The sequence below is a fragment of the Streptomyces avermitilis MA-4680 = NBRC 14893 genome, from assembly GCF_000009765.2.
In the GTDB taxonomy this organism is placed as follows: domain Bacteria; phylum Actinomycetota; class Actinomycetes; order Streptomycetales; family Streptomycetaceae; genus Streptomyces; species Streptomyces avermitilis.
This window is the reverse complement of the sequence record NC_003155.5, coordinates 877,599-893,008: the sequence shown is the minus strand read 5'-3', so window position 1 is coordinate 893,008 and position 15,410 is coordinate 877,599. Positions and strand designations below refer to the sequence as shown.

Genomic DNA, 15,410 nt, shown 5'->3' with positions numbered 1-15,410 from the left:
TGCCACCGAGGAGTGTCAGCGTGGCTGCGGACGTTGCGAATATGCGTTTCCACATCATGTCTTCTCCAGAAGAGTATTCGTGGTGATCGGAGTGATTCCAGCGGCGGTTGTGATGTGATGAGTGCTGGTTCTCGGCACCGTCCCGGACGCGGTGTCGGGAGCGGTGGCTCGGTGGGGCAGCCGAAGTCGCCGGTCAACGGCTGGAGCTGATCTGCCTGGACTTGCCCCGCCTTGCGAGCGTTGGGCGCTCAGCCGGGCGTCATGTGCCACCGCCTACTCGACGATGACGGTCTGAGGAACCGCGTTACCCAGGCACAGTCCTCCACCCGGCCCCGACGCCGTCCACACCTATGTTGCTGCTGAAGCCGTTCACGGGCAGAGTGCGGGCTTGGAGGGATCCAGCATCATCCCGGCCATCCAGATGGAGGCGTTCGCGCTGTTGTTGTACTTGTGCGACGTGACCCAGCCGAAGTTGTAATTGTCCACGCTTCCCTGACCTGTTCACCCAGCGATCCATGACGGCTGTCGACGGATCAAGAATGACGGGCTGCTGTCCGGCTGTCGTTAGCAATACGTCCAACTTCCTTGACGCTGCGTCTACAGCCGAAAGGTCCGGACTGGGGCGGCGGTGGTCTGTCCGCGTACCCGTCGCGGCATCGGCGTACGGCGCGACGAGTCGAGGCGAGGCCTGAAGCGGTTGAAGCCGGCTGATGCCGCCTGGCTGAGCGTCTACTCCGGCACGTACAGCGCCTGAAGGCGGTATTCCTTGGGGGAGCGGCCGTAGGCGGTGCGGAAAGTGCGGGTGAAGTCGGAGGCGTGGAGGAAGCCCCAGCGGGCGGCGACGGCGTAGATGGGAGTGGTGCGCAGTGAGGTGCTGGCCAGGTCGCGGCAGGCGCCTTCCAGCCGTTGACTGCGGATATAGGCCGCGACCGTTTCGCCCTGCGCCTGTTGCTGGAAGATCCGGTGCAGGTAGCTGAGGGATATGTGATGCGCGGCGGCGATCACGGGTGGCGACAGCTCCGGATCGTGCAGATTCTGTCGGATGAACGCCCGGATGCTTTCCGCCGTGGCCACCCGGCGGGTCTCCTGGGACAGGGCGGTCTCCGCGTCCAGCACTTGGGCCAGCCAGGCGGACAGCAGGTCGAGTACGACTGTGCCCAGACGTGGCGCGTCGGACGGCTGGAGAGTGTCGGCCTGCCGGTCCAGGCCGACGAGGAAGTCCGTCAGCAGAGCACCGAGGCCCTCCCGCCCCGACAACCCCCGGCCCAGCAACCCCCGGACCAGGTGCGGTGGCAGGGGCAGCAGCGCCTTGGGGAAGTCCACGGCCACTCCCTTGACGACGTGGTGCTCTCGATCGCCCGTCGACCGGAGATCGTACGGCCGTGAGCTGTCGGCCAGGTGCAGGTCACGTGGACCGAACGTGTCGGTCCGCCCGGCATGGTCGAGAGCCAGTCCGCCGTCCAGCAGCAGCGTCAGGTGGTACGTCTCGGGATCGGACTGACGTACCATTCTCGGGCTCCGCCGGTAACGCGACGGCAGGAACGACGCCGACCACACGGCCACCGGACCTAACTCCATCAGCCGGTACTCCGCCCAGAAGTCAGCGGCGTGAGCACTGATGATCTCGCTTGAGCGGGTCCGGCCGATCAGTTCCCACCAATAGTCGAACCGGTTGTCCGCAGGCACGTCCGCAGTCCGGAACACGCTCCCGATCATTCCGTTCATCCCCGATCCCCGCGCCGGTACTCCCGTCGAGATCCTTCCACGCGGAGATCACCCCGATTGCGTTGCGTGCATCACGCGGGCCCGCCCGGCCTGCTCCTTGCGGGTCAGCCATTCGCCGGGCTCGTGCGTTTCGCCCTCCGACAGAGTGATGGGCAGGGTGACGCCCAGGTCGATGCCGACATCCGGCGCCTGGTGGGGATCGGGCCCAGCTTCGAGGGTCTGGACGCGGAAGGCGACGGGCAAGCCGAGTGCGTCCGCTCGGCCGGCCGAGCGATTTTGCGTTCGGCCGCCTCGTACCCGGCTGCTGGAATGAACGGGCGGCGCTCCCCACCCTCGCAGGGTGCGGAGCGCCGCCGGTGTGTTGCGAACGAGTGGGGTCAGTTGGTGGTGAGCATGCCTTCGCGCAGCTTGGCGAGGGTACGGGAGAGCAGGCGGGACACGTGCATCTGGGAGACGCCGAGGTGTTCGCCGATCTGGGCCTGGGTGAGTTCGTCGACGAACCGCATGTGGATGATGCGCCGTTCGCGGTCGTCGAGTTCGGCGATCATGGGGGCCAGGGCGTTGAAGTCCTCGACGAGTTCGAGGGCGTTGTCGTCGGTTCCGATGAAGTCGGCCAGCGCGGCTTCGCCGTCGTTGCTGGAGCTGATGGTGGCGTCGAGGGAGGAGGAGGTGTAGCCGTTGGAAGCCAGACGTGCTTCGTTGACCTCCTCCTCGCTCAGGCACATCAGCTCGGAGAGTTCCTTGACCGTGGGCATGCGGTCAAGCCTGCTTTGGAGCTCCTCGGTGGCTTTGGCGAGCTGGATGCGGGCTTCCTGTAGGCGGCGAGGGACGTGCACGGCCCACGAGGTGTCGCGGAAGAAGCGCTTGATCTCACCGACGATATAGGGGACCGCGAAGGAGGTGAACTCGACTTCGCGGGTGAGTTCGAACCGGTCGATGGCCTTGATCAGCCCGATCGTGCCGACCTGGACGATGTCCTCCATCTCGTCCTGGCTGCGACTGCGGAAGCGCGCGGCCGCGAAACGGACGAGGGTGACGTTCATCTCGATGAGGGTGTTACGTGCGTACTGGTATTCGGGCGTGCCCTCTTCCAGAACGGCGAGCCTGTCGAAGAACAGCCGGGACAATTGACGGGCATCCTTGGGAGCGACCCCCGAGGGGTCCGCTATCTCCGGCAGCGCCACCGTCCGCGCTCTTGTTGCCTCGGTCACTGTCATCTCAGGGCCCTCCCACGTGTATCCAGCCCCCGTGCCGCCGGCTGCTGGAGACCGGCACCAGGCGCGTACCCCCGTTCAGGGAATGCACACCACACGATCCGGGAACGGAGCCGGCAACCCCGGGCCATCCGCTTGACGACGCTTGCTGGCGCACGAGAAGTGGGGCCGACCAAAGACACTTTGGTCGGCCCCACTTGCGGGGTGGCGCTGTGAGGTCAGACGCGTCGGTGGCTCTGGTAGTAGCTGCCGACCTGCTCGTGGTAGCCGGCGTCACCGGCGTGCTTGTCCTTGTCGAACTCCGGGGAGTCCTTGATCTGCTCCTTCGTGAGGTCGACATAGATCTTGCGCTCGGCCTGGTCGACCGTCTTCACGGTCCCGGCCGGCAGCAGAACGTGCTTGCCGAAGATCCACACGCCGGTGTCGACGACGAGGTACGAGGAGTTGACGTCGTCCGAGTGCTTGTCGACTTTCCCGATACTGCCGTCGGTGGCCTCGACCTTGTATCCGATCAGGTCGGTGCCCGCGGTGTGGCCGGTGGTCGGCTGGTAGCCCCAGATGCTGTCACTCATAAAACGGCTCCCTCATCGAGATTTTTTTGCTGCCCTCGCAGTTGAACTGCAAAGTCGTACAGACGTCATCGAATTCGGTGACGTTTTCTCAGAAGGCCGGGTGCCCTGCCTCCCGGACCCCACACATTTATGTCGGGAGGAAATATGTATGGCCGGAGGTGCCGTGCTGGAGGCCGTGGTTCCTGGCGCCACGGCATCCTCCGGCCATGGCCTCCAACTACCCCGAATCAACAGAATCACCGCTTTCGTCCCGCCGTGACAGGGAGACGGGACATGGGTGGGCCCCGAGAGGTGGCGTCGGGGCCCACCGAGGTCAGGTCGTGATCAGTGCCCGCCTACCAGCGGTACCAGCGGCCCCGCTTACCGCCGCTTCCCGCAGGACGGATCACGAACCCGAGCACCCACACGACCAGCACGATGACAGCGATCCACCACAGGGCCTTGAGTGCGAAACCGGCACCGAAGAGGATCAGAGCGAGCAGAAGAACGAGAAGAACAGGAACCATAGTTATCAACCTCCGAGCCGTCGTGTGCCCTGCGGAACGATCTCCACTCCTGCGGATCTTATGTAGTTTTCAGAGATCCCAGAGTTACGAAAAGCCCGTGCGGCAATCTTCCGTTTGAGAGTGGAGTTCGGGGTGAGAGGGGAGTGAACCGTTTTCGAGTGAGACAGGGGTGAGTGGTTGTGGCTGCGGACGAGAAGGCCCAGGCCAACGGCGAGCAGGCCAAGGGCAAGGTCAAGAAGGTCGTCGGCGGTGCGGCGGGCAACGAGTCCCTGAAGGGCAAGGGGCACGCCGAGGAGTCCAAGGGCGACCTGCGCGCGGCCAAGGAGAAGGCCAAGGACGCCATCAAGCGCAAGTAGGCGCAACACTTTTGATCCCGGCAGCCCGCTGGCTGCCGGGATCTGTGCTGTCCGATACCCGCAACGCGCCCACCCAGCAGTCAAGCAGAGGCGCTGCGCCGGTCGTGGGTTGCGGCTTGGCGGCGCGATGGTCGGCGACGTTGATGCGGTTGCCGCACAGGTCGTGCGGTTCGGGAATCAGGGTGCTTCCCGCTGCGTTCGGTGAACAGCCACTCCTACGCCCCTGCTTCGTCCAGGAGACCTCGCCCATGTCAGAGCTGGAGATCGATGCCGTCGTGTTCGACGTGCTCGGCACGCTCGTCGACGAACCCGCCGGTATCCGCGCCGGCATTCGTGAACTCGACCCATCCCTCGACGATCCCAGGGTCGAGCAGCTTTTGTCGCTGTGGCAGCAGCACATCGACCGCGAGCAACGTCGCATCCTCGACGGCGTCCGGCCCTACCTCACCAGCGACGTCCTCGACCTGGAAGCCGCCCGGCTCGTCGCCGACGCCGTCGGAGTCGACGACCCGGCCGCCGTAGCGGCGCTGGCCCTGTCGGGGCGCAGGCTCCCGCCGTGGCCTGACACCGTGGCAGGGCTCGCCCGGCTCGCCGAACGGTTCCCGCTGATCGGACTCTCCAATGCGAGCCGGACGGCGCTGCTGGGTCTCAACGCGCACGCCGGACTGCGCTGGCACCAGGCCCTGTCCGCCGAAGACGCCCGGACCTACAAGCCGGACCCAGCGGTCTACCAGCTGGCCGTCACCGTTTCCGGGCGACCGCCGGAGCGGCTCCTGATGGTCGCCGCCCACGCCTGGGACCTGCGCGGAGCACAGAGCCTTGGCCTGCGCACCGCCTACGTCGCCCGCCCCGTCGGCGACCCGCCCACCTCCTCGGACGGGTTCGACCTGCACGCCGACGACCTGGCCGGCATGGCCGACCGACTCGACCATGCCTAGGGGAGTATCCGGCGGGTCATCGGCGGAGCCAGAGTCGGATTGAGGCGCGCACCGTGGTCTGCTTGTTCCTGGTGAACAGCCGCGCGTGCAGCTCCTGCTCCAGCGCGCGGATCTGCCGGGACGGCACCGGTTGGGTGATGTGCAGCCGCTCGGCGGCCCGACCGAAGTGCAACTCCTCGGCCACCACCAGGCAGTAGCGCAGCTTGCGCAGATCGACATCCACGACATCTCCCACCGTGTACGTGTAGACGCCATGTCCCAGCTACTTCCTCCGGGCCGTGTCGTCGGGTGGGCAGTTGAGCAGGTTTGTCCAACCCCGGAGTACCAGGTGGGAAATGTGAGGCTATATCCGCAATTGCGTTAATGATCTCGTGGGCGCGCCTGGTCCTCCGAGAGCTCAGATCGGCTGCCGGGCGAATGCGGTCGCGTAGTCGGACAGGAAGTTGGCCAGCGAACGCGGTTTCCTGCCGGTTATCTCCTCCATGGTGGGGATGGCCTCGCCCCAGAAGGCGTTGTCCCGGTCGGCCATGGCCTCGGTGCGCCGAGTGGCGTACGGCTCCGGGATGCCGATACGAACCACTCGAGGCTGGGGTCGATGTCCACGAGAACGGACAGCACCCGGCCGCTGGCATTGCTGTCGGGCAAGGGGACGGGAACGGCATTACTCGGCGCGGCGCCGTATTACCGCGAGAGCCTGTGTGAACGCGGAGTCGTGGGTTCCGTTGGCGATCTCCTCAAGGAAGTTGCCGGTGCGGATGTCAGGGGGGATGCCCTCGCCGTCGAAGGTCTTGCCGCCGGACGGGGTGAGGTACTCCTCGTTCGGCAGGCCGAAGGACCAGCCGTTCTGGAGGGTGCGCTCCAGAACGTCCGAGAAGACGCCCTGCGTGTTCTGTCCAATGCGTACGGTCCTCGCCGGGCGCTGTATGAGGGCCTGGGTGAGGGTCTCGCCGGCGCTGTAGGTCTCACCGCCGGTGAGCACTGCGACTGGGCCGGTGTACCGGAACCGGTCGGCTGCCGGCCGGACGCGTACCGGCTGCGGGCGGGTGTGGCGACCTGGGTCGATCGGGTCGTTGCGTGCCCGCTTGGCGTAGGCCACGTACGCGGGATCGGTCAGGCGCTCGGCAATCTGCAGCGCCAGCGCGTCGGAACCGCCCCCGTTGATCCGTAGATCCAGCACCAGACCCCGGAGCCCCGGCCTGATCACCTGGCTCAGCGTCTCATCCAGGACGGCGCTGTTGCGCGCGTAGGCAGGGCTGTCGCCGTCGTATCCGCCGAAGCCGGAGACCCGCAGGTAGCCGGTTCCGTCCGGCAACCGGGCGTACCCGATACGGCCGTTCGCGAAGGTCCGCAGCCGCATGCCGGCGAGGTCGTGCTGCTCGACGAAGCGCTGGGCCTGCTGGTCGAGTCCGGGGCCGGGGGGCATAGTGCCGGGGCGGCTCTGCGCGAAGCTCCCGGTGTCACCGGCGTCGATACCCACATGCGCGTCGTACAGCGGCAGCACCATCTCCCGCAGAAGGGCGAAAAGCTCGGTGTCCGGCATCCCGTCGTAGACCCTTGGACGGTATCGGTCCCTGACTGTCTGCCAGTTGGTCTTCTTGGCTGCGAAGAAGGGATAGTTTTCCTCGAAGGTCTGCCAGAAGACGTCGAAGGTCGCCAGCGCTCCCGTCGGTGCAGCCTCGGTGCATCTGGCAGGCAGTGCCGGAAGGCGCCGCAGCCGGCGGTCGCCGACCGAGCCGTCGAAGTGCAGGGTCGCGCCGGCTTTGCCCGCTGCGGGGCGTATCCGGTAGACGGTCGTGTCGTCGCCGGTATAGATCACCGAGTTGCCGGCCTGGCCTGTGCGCCGTGCGGTGTCGCCGCGCAGGCAGCTGACGGCGGTCGTCTGGTATTCCCGCAGCCGCCCGTCCTCGACGGACAGCACGGTGCCGTAGCCGTCCAAGCGCCACACGCCATCCACGCGGTCGGCTGCATGCGGCGCGGCAGCGACAGGGCCGGCAGCCAGCTCCGTGCCGGCCACCAGGGCGAGCAGAACAACGGCCGTGGCGCGCCTGCTCCTTGCTCGCCACCTGGGCGCCCTGGCTTCTTCGACCGGTGAGTTCCTGCTGAGCACGGTCGCTCCTTCCTGTCCGTCTTGTCAGCTTCGGAACTCATGATCTTCGCAACGGTCCTGGCCCGGTATCCGGCTGACTGGCCCACCCGCACGGGGGTAAACCCCACCCCAGCGTCGTCAGCAAGCCACAGTGCAGGTCCGCGAGGAGCTCCAGCAGGTCACGCTCGTCCTCCAGTTGCCGGCCGACGCAGCCGCGCTCGCGGGCGCAGGGCACGATCAGCGTGAGGACGTCGACGGTAGTCGGGGTCGCTGGTGACGGTGTGGTGCAGCTACCGGCCGCCGTCCAGGTGGGTTCCCGCGGCGGTCGGAAGGCCGCTCGGGCCCGTGGCTCGGGGCCGCGGCCGAACTGGGCAGTTTTGGAGAAGCATCGGTGACCCGGCCGCCCCTATCGTCGAAGACATGAACTCCATCGCCTCCGTCACCCTTGAGGTGGCCGACACCACGGCCGCCGCCCGCTTCTACTCCACCGCCTTCGGACTGGACTCGTCGCACGTGCGCCTGCGCGCCTCCGAGGCCCCCACCACCGGTTTCCGTGGTTTCACGCTGTCGCTCGTGGTGTCCCAGCCGGGCAACGTCGACGCCCTCGTCGGTGCGGCCCTCGACGCCGGCGCCACCGCCCTCAAGCCCGCCTCGAAGTCGCTGTGGGGCTACGGCGGCACCGTTCAGGCCCCGGACGGCACGATCTGGAAGATCGCGACGTCGACGAAGAAGGACACTGGCCCGGTCACCCGGGACTTCGACGAGCTCGTGCTCCTGCTGGGCGTCGAGGACGTGAAGGCCAGCAAGCAGTTCTACGTCGAGCAGGGCCTCACCGTGGGCAAGAGCTTCGGCGGCAAGTACGTCGAGTTCGCCACCGGGTCGGGCCCCGTCAAGTTGGCCCTGTACAAGCGCCGTGCTCTCGCCAAGGACGCGGGTGTCCCCGCCGACGGCACCGGATCGCACCGGCTCGTGCTCTCCAGCGCCGCCGGCCCGTTCAGCGACCCGGACGGGTTCGTCTGGGAAGCCACTGCCCCGCTGGCCGCCACCGCCTGAGCCGAGTCAGCTCCGTTGCCTGTCCAGCACCTCAGGGTGTTCTGGAGGGTGTCGAGGACTTGGTAAAGGGTGAGGCTGGTCCGGGGACATTTGGGGACAGGCGCTGTTCGGTGAGGAAGGCGTGGGAGGGCGGTCGCCAGGGTGATGTGGTGATGCCAGCCGGACCAGGAACGGCCTTCGAAGTGGTGCAGGCCCAGGCCGTGTTTGGCGGGACCCGAGCGAACGGCTTCACCACCCTCGCCTGGCGCCAGGGCTCACGAGGAGAGTTACGTTCCCGCTTCGCCGCCATACGTCCGTACGGCCGGCAAAGCCGTCGAGCGCCCGATCAAAGCCACGGCATCGGCAGAACAAGGCTGGTGGGACGGGATCCTGCCGGACTGCCGGCTGCTGATCGAATGGCCCGACGGCGCCGAGGCACCCACCGAGTACTGGTTGTCCAACCTGCCGACCGACACGGCCATCTCTGAGCTGATCCGACTGGCCAAGGTCCGCCGGCGCATCGAGCACGACTACGGCGCCTGTCCGGACAGCCGATATCTCTCGTTCTTCCTGGTCCGATGTCCATGGCCGGTTGTGGCAGGAGGACATCGGATCAGTCGCGCGGTCGGTGTGGGCGGCGTGTCAGGTGGTGATGGTGGCGACGGGTTCGAGGCCGTAGGTGCGGGCGTAGCCGTTCTCGGTGCCGACGAGGAGGTCGACGACCTCGAAGTAGCGGTCCCAGAACGGGGTTTCGCGCAGTGCGTCGATGAGGAGCTGGTAGGCGTGGTGGTCTTCCGCTTCCCACACCCAGACGTCGGTGACGCGAGCGGAGTAGAACTCCGTGTCGTAGAAGCGTGACCTGACGCCGCTGGTCCTGGCCTCGATCGCGGGCAGGACCTGGGTGGTGAAGGCGTCCACACGTTCCTGGACGGTCAGGGCGAGCCACTCGGGTGTGGTCTTGACGAGCATGAACGCCGTGACCGGCGGTTCGGTTTCCTCAGTGGGCATCAGGACGTCTCCAAAGGTGTAGGTGGTCTTGGTGCGCTGGGCACCATGTGTTCCGGCGACGGGTGGTGGGCCCTCAGGAGAGGACGGCGGGCTTGAGGGTCTGGGCGCACCACTGCTCGAAGCCGGTGGGGGAGGCGGTGTCCGGGGTGCGGGCGACACCGGCGTCGAGGCCCTCGTCCTTGGCTCGCTTCATGTCGGCGACGCCCTGGACGAATGCCTCGTTGAGGCCGTAGCCGACGAGGGTGGTGTACAGCTCGTCGAGCGGCTGGCGTTCGTAGCGGACGGGGCGGCCGAGCTGTGCGGTCATGATGCGGGCCAGGTCGTTGGGGGACAGGTCCTCCGGCCCGAGGACCGGGACGCTGCCGGTGCCGGTCCACGAGCGGTCCAGCAGCAGGCCGGCGGCGGCGGCCGCGATGTCGGCGACAGCGACGAGGGGGGCCTTGCGGTCGGCGTCGACGGTGTCGGTGAAGACGCCCTTGTCGCGGATCGAGTCGGACTCCTCCAGGAGGTTCTCGAAGAAGGACGGGTTGGCCAGGGCCCGGTAGGCAACACCGGTACCGGCGATGAGGTCGTCCATGGCGAGGGAGGCGGTGACCAGGCCGGCGCGGTCGGCGACCGGGGTGCCGCGGCCGAGCGCCGAGACCCCGACGACATGGCCGACACCGTGGACGGCGAGCGCCTTCACGGCGGGGCGGGTGAAGCCGCTGTAGGCGTCGTGCGGGGCCAGGGAGGCGTCCGGGGGGACGAGCCAGAAGACGGCGTCCGCACCCTCGAAGGCCCGGTCGAGGACCTCGGTGTCTGCGTGCGAGCCGGTGATCACCTCGACACGTCCGCGCGCCGCGTCCGGAAGCCGGGCGGGGTCGCGCACGATCACGCGCAGTTCCTCACCCGCGGCGGGGGCGGACTCCAGGAGCCTGGAAAGCAGGTGACGGCCGATGTTCCCGGTGGGAGCGGTAATAACGATCATGAAAGCCTCGCAGGTCGTGCCGGATCGGTACGACCCTCATCCTGCGGAGGGCAACCGTGTTGCCACAATGGGAACTTCAGCACGGAATCATTGACTGAAATGGAATGATGCTGGTGAACAGCCCAGAGCCGGTCATCGACGCCAATCTCGCCATCGCGCTGGACGCCCTCCTGGCCGAGCACAGCGTCACCCGCGCCGCCGCCCGCCTGCACACCTCGCCCGCCGCCATGAGCCGCACCCTCGCCCGCCTCCGTCGCATCCTCCAGGACCCCCTCCTGGTCCGGGCCGGACAGGCCATGGTCCCCACCCCACGCGCCCAGTCCCTGCGCGACGAAGCCGCCGCGGTGGTACGCAGCCTCGGAGCACTGCTCAGCCCAGGCACAGGCGTCGACCCCGCCGACCTGCGCAGCACCTTCACCCTCCAAGCCGCCGACCTGGTCGGCGCGGCACTGGCGCCTGGACTGCTGCACCTGGCCCAGCAGGAAGCGCCGGGGGTCTCGTTCCGGCTCCGGGCCGAGGAACTGGAGGCCGGAACCGCCCTGCGCGACGGCCGGATAGACCTGGAGATCGGATCCATCGACCACGTGGACCCCGAAACCCAGGTCGAAGAACTGGTCAGCCTCCGCATGATGGCGGCCGTCCGGCCCGGCCACCCCCTCACCGAAGGACCCCTGACCCCGGCCCGGCTCGCCGCCGCCGAGCACGTCGCGGTCAGCCGCCGCGGCCGGTTCAGCGGCCCCCTCGACACCGCCCTGGCGGAGCAGAACCTCCACCGCCGGGTCAGCTTCGTCCTCCCCAGCCACCTGGCCGCAATGACCCTCGCCACCCGCAGCGACGTCGTCTGCCTCGTACCTGCCGCACCCCCCGGCGCCGCCCCCTCCCCCCTCACCGACGACGCCATCGCCCTCGGACTGTTTCTCCTCGACATCCCCCTGGAACTGCCTCCACTGACCATCGGCATGGCCTGGCACCCCCGACACACAGCCGACGGAGCCCACCACTGGCTGCGCAACGCCATCCGCCGAACCCTCCGCACACCCGGAAGCCCAACCACATGATCTGACCGAGGCACCGGGACAGCCACGACCAGGCGGCAACAAGATCCGAGCGAGGCGCTGACACCAGCACCGAAGGTCGAGTGCGGTAGTTCAGAGAAGCCTGCGTGGGGTGCTCCGTCCTGATCGTTCACGCGACGGAGCGTCCGCGGCTCGTCGAGATCCGCGACGACCTCCTCGCACGGATTCTGGAAGCCGAACGCGAGGGCTGGCTCGGCGAGATCGAAGGATTGCAGAGCAGCCTCACCCACGCCGACGAAACGATCGCCCAACTCGACGCGCAGATCGCCCGGAAGCAGGGAGCCGTCAATCTGGGTGTCCCGACCTCTCGAGAGATCGTTGCTCGCACCGCCACTGCGGCCGCACCATAAGAGTCCGGATGTTATGGGCTCCAGCTCAGACCTGGTGCGAGGCGTCATTGACGATCGGCGCATGATGGCCGTCATGGAGAACGTGGTCGAGAAGATCAAGGTCCGCTTCCGGTTCATCCCTCGCGAGGGGTGGTTCCCGCAGGACACCGAGGGCCTGTGGGCGACGAAACTCGGCGACGAGACGGCGAGTGTGCAGAACGCTCCCTTCCTTCAGGACGGGATCGCCGAGGGCGATGTAGTGCGGTACCGAACCGACTCCGACGGGCTCCACTGGGCTGTCCACCGGGTCAGTTCCTCCGGCAACTGCACGATCCGTGTGGTGCCCGTGCCCACCGGTCCCCTCGGACGTAGGCCGCAGGCGGTGCGTCAGCGCCTTTCGGCGTTCGGGCTCGGAGGCGAGGTCTTCAGCGAGGACTTCCCCATGGTGGCTTTCACCGCACCGGCAGGCGCGGACTTCGCCGGGATCAAGGCCCTCCTGAAGCGGGGGCGAGACGAAGGATGGTGGCACTACGAGGTCGGCTGTGGCACCGACGAATGGTGGAACGCCTGACATCTGCCGGAATGCTTCGCGGCGTTGCTCCGGAGAAGGCGGGAGCCGAACTTTTTGAGCGGCAGACAGCTGTGAAAGCGCCGGCCGCAAGCGAGGCGGGTCGGCCCGGCGGCCATAACCCGGTCCAGCGCCCGCTCCTGAGCGAGCGCCGGCACACGCTTGGGCTTCGCCAGACCGACGCGGTACAGCCAAGCCCGGGTGGGATGGATGCACGACCAGCGGGGCCGGTAGGCACCACGTGCAACGCAGGACCGCGACGGGGTCGTGACCGCCCGGGCCGAGATTCAGCTACCGTAACTGACACCGGGTGACAAGCACTTCGGAGGCGGCGCAGCGGTCGTACTCCGAAACCACCGGGTTCGCGGAATCTGAACGCTGGTGTGTGCCGAGCCTGTGGGTGGCGGTTGTTCCGCGGGGGAAAAGTGCCCGGGTTCAGCCCGATGAGGGAGGCCTGAGTGCCCTGTTTTTCGAAGCCCCGGTAGGTCTAAGCTCTGCGGATGACCTTGGAATGGGAACAGGTAATTGTTCACTCGGTAGATCCGGCAGCCCTGGGACAGTGGTGGGCCGAGGCTCTTGGTTGGGTAGTGGTCCACTCCTCCGATGACGAGTTCGAGATCCGCCCGGAGCCGGATCGCCTGCCGGGGTTGGACTTCGTCCGGATTGATGAGAGCAAGAAGGCCAAGAGCCGACTGCATCTCGACTTCAGGCCTGACGACCAGGACGCCGAGGTGGCTCGTCTGGTGGCTCATGGCGCACAGCGTGTCGATATCGGCCAGGGTGATCAATCGTGGGTTGTATTGGCAGACCCCGAAGGCAACGAGTTCTGTGTCCTTGGCCAGCGGCGTCAGTAAGGCTCACACCTGGGTGGGGTCGATGGTGAGGCATTCGGGGTGGGCCGCCGCGCGGACGTAGTGGATCGCGGTGCGCGAGACGCTGCCGAACAAACGCATCAGCCGGATCGGGCCCGCGGTCTCTCGTGCCTCGTCCAGGAACCGGTCCTGCCGCAGCTGCGGGGAGTTGCGATGTGGTGCCGGACCAGCAGGCAGTGCTCGCAGCTGACGGCTGGAGGATGGGGATGCAACGCCAGACGCGGGCTCTGCCCTCGGCAGAAGCCTCTTGGCGTGATCGGGCCGTGCTGATTGAGTTCCGCCATGGAGCGCATGGAGATCCTGGTCCTCGGCGGTACGGCCTGGCTGGGGCGTGAAGTGTCCCGGCAGGCCCTCGACCGGGGCCACCGCGTGACGTGCCTGGCCCGTGGCGACAGCGGTCCCGTGGCGGAAGGCGCGCGCCTGGTGGCCGCAGACCGGCGAGACCCCGCCGCGTACGCGTCCCTGCCCGGCCGGGAATGGGACGCTGTGCTTGAAGTTTCCTGGCAACCCGGTTTCGTACGGAAAGCAGTTGCGGCCCTGGGCGCACGGGCACGTCACTGGATTTACGTCTCCTCGGTCAGCGCATACGCCTCCCACGGTGAGCCCGGTGCTGACGAGTCCGCCGCCCTGCTGCCCGCCACAGACCGCGAAGAGGTCGACCGTGACCGGTACGGCGAGGCCAAGTCCGCCTGCGAAACGCTCACCCGGACGGCCCTGGCCGACCGCCTCCTGATCGCGCGCGCCGGACTCATCGGCGGGCCCGGCGACCACAGCGACCGCTCCGGCTACTGGGTCGCCCGCGCCGCCCGAGCCCCCCACGCGCCGCTGCTCGTCCCCGACACCCCGAACGCCCCGACGCAGACCATCGACGTGCGCGACCTGGCGACATGGCTCCTCGACATCGCAGAACACCGAACCACAGGCACCTACAACGCGCTTGGCCCGGCTGTGCCCTTCGCCGAGTGGATCGAGCTGTCCCGCAGCGTCGGCGGACACACCGGAGCGGTCATCACCGTGCCGTCCCAGCAGCTCCTCGCGCACGGAGTGGCCCAGTACATGGGACCCGACTCACTGCCCATGTGGGTGGTCGAACCGGGGTGGGAGGGCTGGGCGGCGCGCGACGGATCCGCCGCCACTGCCGCGGGCCTGCGCCACCGCTCCCGCACCGGCCTCCTCGCCGACACACTGCGCTGGGAACGCGAGCAGGGACTGCACCGGCCACGCCGCGCGGGACTCGCCCCGGACAGAGAGCGCGAACTTCTGGCGTCCTTCGGATAAGAACCGTCCTTGAGCTGTCGGTGATCTGGCCGGCCGAGTCGCACCAGAGGTTCTGCTCGAGTTGCCGGGCAAGTCTTCCCGGCAACTGGAGATCGACGGTGACCGGGATGGGGAAGCGGCTCGCGTGGTCCTGAACGGCGGCGACCAGGCCGTGGTCTGCGAGCACCGGCGGGTTGAGCCCCCGGATGAGACTGCGCAGCTCCTGGTGGGCAGCGGAGAGCTGCTCCTCGGCCGCGGTGAGCTGGGCGACGAGCGGAGAAACCTCGGGGATGTCCAGACGCGCGTGCGGGCGGAGTTGCGCGCCAACTCGCGCCGGGCGGCCTCCCTCACCGCTCCGGTGATCGCGGCAGTCGGCTTCGCCGTCATGCTCAGCGGCGTGGTGGAGACCATGCGCGTGCCGTACCCGGCGGGCGACGCGGTCACGCTCACGGGACAGGTGATCGTGACGCCGGACGGGACGCCGGCCAACACCGACGAGGTGGTCGCCGCCAACCCGGTGGGCAAGGCCGCGCTGCCCACCCGAGCCTTCGCCCGCGACGAGGGTGGCGACCTCGCCGTGATCGACGCGCTCGGCTCGCGCGACACGCGGTGGAACAAGCCGGGCCAGACGCTGCTCGGCAAGCGGATGGCGACCTTCCTGGGCGATGAGGCGGGGAGAGCGTGGAGCCCGCCTGATCTCGTTCGGCTGCCTGCACCTCAACGACGGGCCACCGCCCACGGCCGTCCGGGTCGAAGACGTCCGCGACCGCCTGCACGACCCGGCAGCCGCCCGCGACATCCTCGACCTCGACGCCTTCCACCCACGCGTCCAGACCGTCGTGCTGCACACCCCAGGTGCCCAGGAACTGCTCGCCAACCTGTTGGCCAACGCGCGCGTGCCTGA

The 15,410-nt window shown here is 67.9% G+C and carries 18 protein-coding genes and 2 pseudogenes; 9 read left to right on the top strand and 11 right to left on the bottom strand.

Annotated features, from left to right (window positions below):
- Window positions 1-729: 729 nt before the first annotated feature.
- The 5 genes from SAVERM_RS04190 to SAVERM_RS04170 all read right to left on the bottom strand — a co-directional run bounded on the left by SAVERM_RS04190 (window position 730) and on the right by SAVERM_RS04170 (window position 4,017).
- Window positions 730-1,716: a helix-turn-helix domain-containing protein gene (locus tag SAVERM_RS04190; RefSeq protein WP_037651206.1), complete on the bottom strand. Its 987-nt coding sequence runs from the start codon at window positions 1,714-1,716 to the stop codon at window positions 730-732.
- Between the two features lie 57 nt (window positions 1,717-1,773).
- Entirely contained in the window at window positions 1,774-1,968 is a 195-nt protein-coding gene (locus tag SAVERM_RS04185; RefSeq protein WP_037651109.1) for a hypothetical protein, read from the bottom strand.
- Between the two features lie 134 nt (window positions 1,969-2,102).
- On the bottom strand, window positions 2,103-2,942 hold the full coding sequence (locus tag SAVERM_RS04180; RefSeq protein WP_010982179.1) for an RNA polymerase sigma factor SigF: 840 nt from the start codon (window positions 2,940-2,942) through the stop codon (window positions 2,103-2,105).
- A 215-nt stretch (window positions 2,943-3,157) separates the two neighbouring features.
- Window positions 3,158-3,511, bottom strand: a complete 354-nt coding sequence (locus tag SAVERM_RS04175) for a PRC-barrel domain-containing protein (protein ID WP_010982178.1) — start codon at window positions 3,509-3,511, stop codon at window positions 3,158-3,160.
- Window positions 3,512-3,846: 335 nt separating this feature from the next.
- A complete protein-coding gene (locus SAVERM_RS04170; RefSeq protein WP_010982177.1) occupies window positions 3,847-4,017 on the bottom strand; it encodes a hypothetical protein in 171 nt (56 codons plus the stop codon).
- Between the two features lie 179 nt (window positions 4,018-4,196).
- On the opposite strand from SAVERM_RS04170, the gene SAVERM_RS38935 reads away from it, so the two are divergent.
- Window positions 4,197-4,373, top strand: coding sequence for a CsbD family protein (locus tag SAVERM_RS38935; protein WP_010982176.1), 177 nt, complete (start codon window positions 4,197-4,199; stop codon window positions 4,371-4,373).
- 248 nt (window positions 4,374-4,621) lie between these two features.
- Complete coding sequence (locus tag SAVERM_RS04165) at window positions 4,622-5,311, top strand: haloacid dehalogenase type II (RefSeq protein WP_037651110.1); 690 nt, start codon at window positions 4,622-4,624, stop codon at window positions 5,309-5,311.
- Window positions 5,312-5,372: 61 nt separating this feature from the next.
- On the opposite strand, the pseudogene SAVERM_RS04160 reads toward SAVERM_RS04165, so the two are convergent.
- The 3 genes and pseudogenes from SAVERM_RS04160 to SAVERM_RS04150 all read right to left on the bottom strand — a co-directional run.
- Window positions 5,373-5,534, bottom strand: a pseudogene (locus SAVERM_RS04160) (LysR family transcriptional regulator); the annotation flags it as partial.
- A 174-nt stretch (window positions 5,535-5,708) separates the two neighbouring features.
- Complete coding sequence (locus SAVERM_RS04155) at window positions 5,709-5,891, bottom strand: hypothetical protein (RefSeq protein WP_010982173.1); 183 nt, start codon at window positions 5,889-5,891, stop codon at window positions 5,709-5,711.
- Between the two features lie 81 nt (window positions 5,892-5,972).
- Window positions 5,973-7,418 (bottom strand): S41 family peptidase, encoded by a 1,446-nt coding sequence (locus SAVERM_RS04150; protein WP_010982172.1) that lies wholly within the window; start codon window positions 7,416-7,418, stop codon window positions 5,973-5,975.
- A 399-nt stretch (window positions 7,419-7,817) separates the two neighbouring features.
- Here SAVERM_RS04150 and SAVERM_RS04145 point away from each other — a divergent pair, with 399 nt between their 5' ends.
- Window positions 7,818-8,450, top strand: coding sequence for a VOC family protein (locus tag SAVERM_RS04145; RefSeq protein ID WP_010982171.1), 633 nt, complete (start codon window positions 7,818-7,820; stop codon window positions 8,448-8,450).
- Between the two features lie 31 nt (window positions 8,451-8,481).
- On the opposite strand, the pseudogene SAVERM_RS41165 reads toward SAVERM_RS04145, so the two are convergent.
- The 3 genes and pseudogenes from SAVERM_RS41165 to SAVERM_RS04135 all read right to left on the bottom strand — a co-directional run.
- Window positions 8,482-8,656 (bottom strand): annotated as a pseudogene (locus SAVERM_RS41165) (IS701 family transposase); the annotation flags it as partial.
- 415 nt (window positions 8,657-9,071) lie between these two features.
- Window positions 9,072-9,437, bottom strand: a complete 366-nt coding sequence (locus SAVERM_RS04140; RefSeq protein ID WP_010982169.1) for a darcynin — start codon at window positions 9,435-9,437, stop codon at window positions 9,072-9,074.
- Window positions 9,438-9,510: 73 nt separating this feature from the next.
- Window positions 9,511-10,404: an NAD(P)H-binding protein gene (locus SAVERM_RS04135; RefSeq protein ID WP_010982168.1), complete on the bottom strand. Its 894-nt coding sequence runs from the start codon at window positions 10,402-10,404 to the stop codon at window positions 9,511-9,513.
- Between the two features lie 104 nt (window positions 10,405-10,508).
- On the opposite strand from SAVERM_RS04135, the gene SAVERM_RS04130 reads away from it, so the two are divergent.
- The 6 genes from SAVERM_RS04130 (at window position 10,509) to SAVERM_RS42900 (ending at window position 15,410) form a co-directional block, all read left to right on the top strand.
- A complete protein-coding gene (locus SAVERM_RS04130) occupies window positions 10,509-11,462 on the top strand; it encodes a LysR family transcriptional regulator (protein WP_010982167.1) in 954 nt (317 codons plus the stop codon).
- A 104-nt stretch (window positions 11,463-11,566) separates the two neighbouring features.
- Window positions 11,567-11,830: a hypothetical protein gene (locus tag SAVERM_RS04125; RefSeq protein ID WP_010982166.1), complete on the top strand. Its 264-nt coding sequence runs from the start codon at window positions 11,567-11,569 to the stop codon at window positions 11,828-11,830.
- Between the two features lie 61 nt (window positions 11,831-11,891).
- Window positions 11,892-12,380, top strand: coding sequence for a DUF4265 domain-containing protein (locus tag SAVERM_RS04120; RefSeq protein ID WP_037651114.1), 489 nt, complete (start codon window positions 11,892-11,894; stop codon window positions 12,378-12,380).
- A gap of 497 nt (window positions 12,381-12,877) precedes the next feature.
- On the top strand, window positions 12,878-13,231 hold the full coding sequence (locus SAVERM_RS04115) for a VOC family protein (protein ID WP_037651118.1): 354 nt from the start codon (window positions 12,878-12,880) through the stop codon (window positions 13,229-13,231).
- Window positions 13,232-13,540: 309 nt separating this feature from the next.
- Window positions 13,541-14,527, top strand: coding sequence for an NAD-dependent epimerase/dehydratase family protein (locus tag SAVERM_RS04110; protein ID WP_010982164.1), 987 nt, complete (start codon window positions 13,541-13,543; stop codon window positions 14,525-14,527).
- A gap of 61 nt (window positions 14,528-14,588) precedes the next feature.
- Window positions 14,589-15,410, top strand: a complete 822-nt coding sequence (locus SAVERM_RS42900; RefSeq protein ID WP_010982163.1) for a hypothetical protein — start codon at window positions 14,589-14,591, stop codon at window positions 15,408-15,410.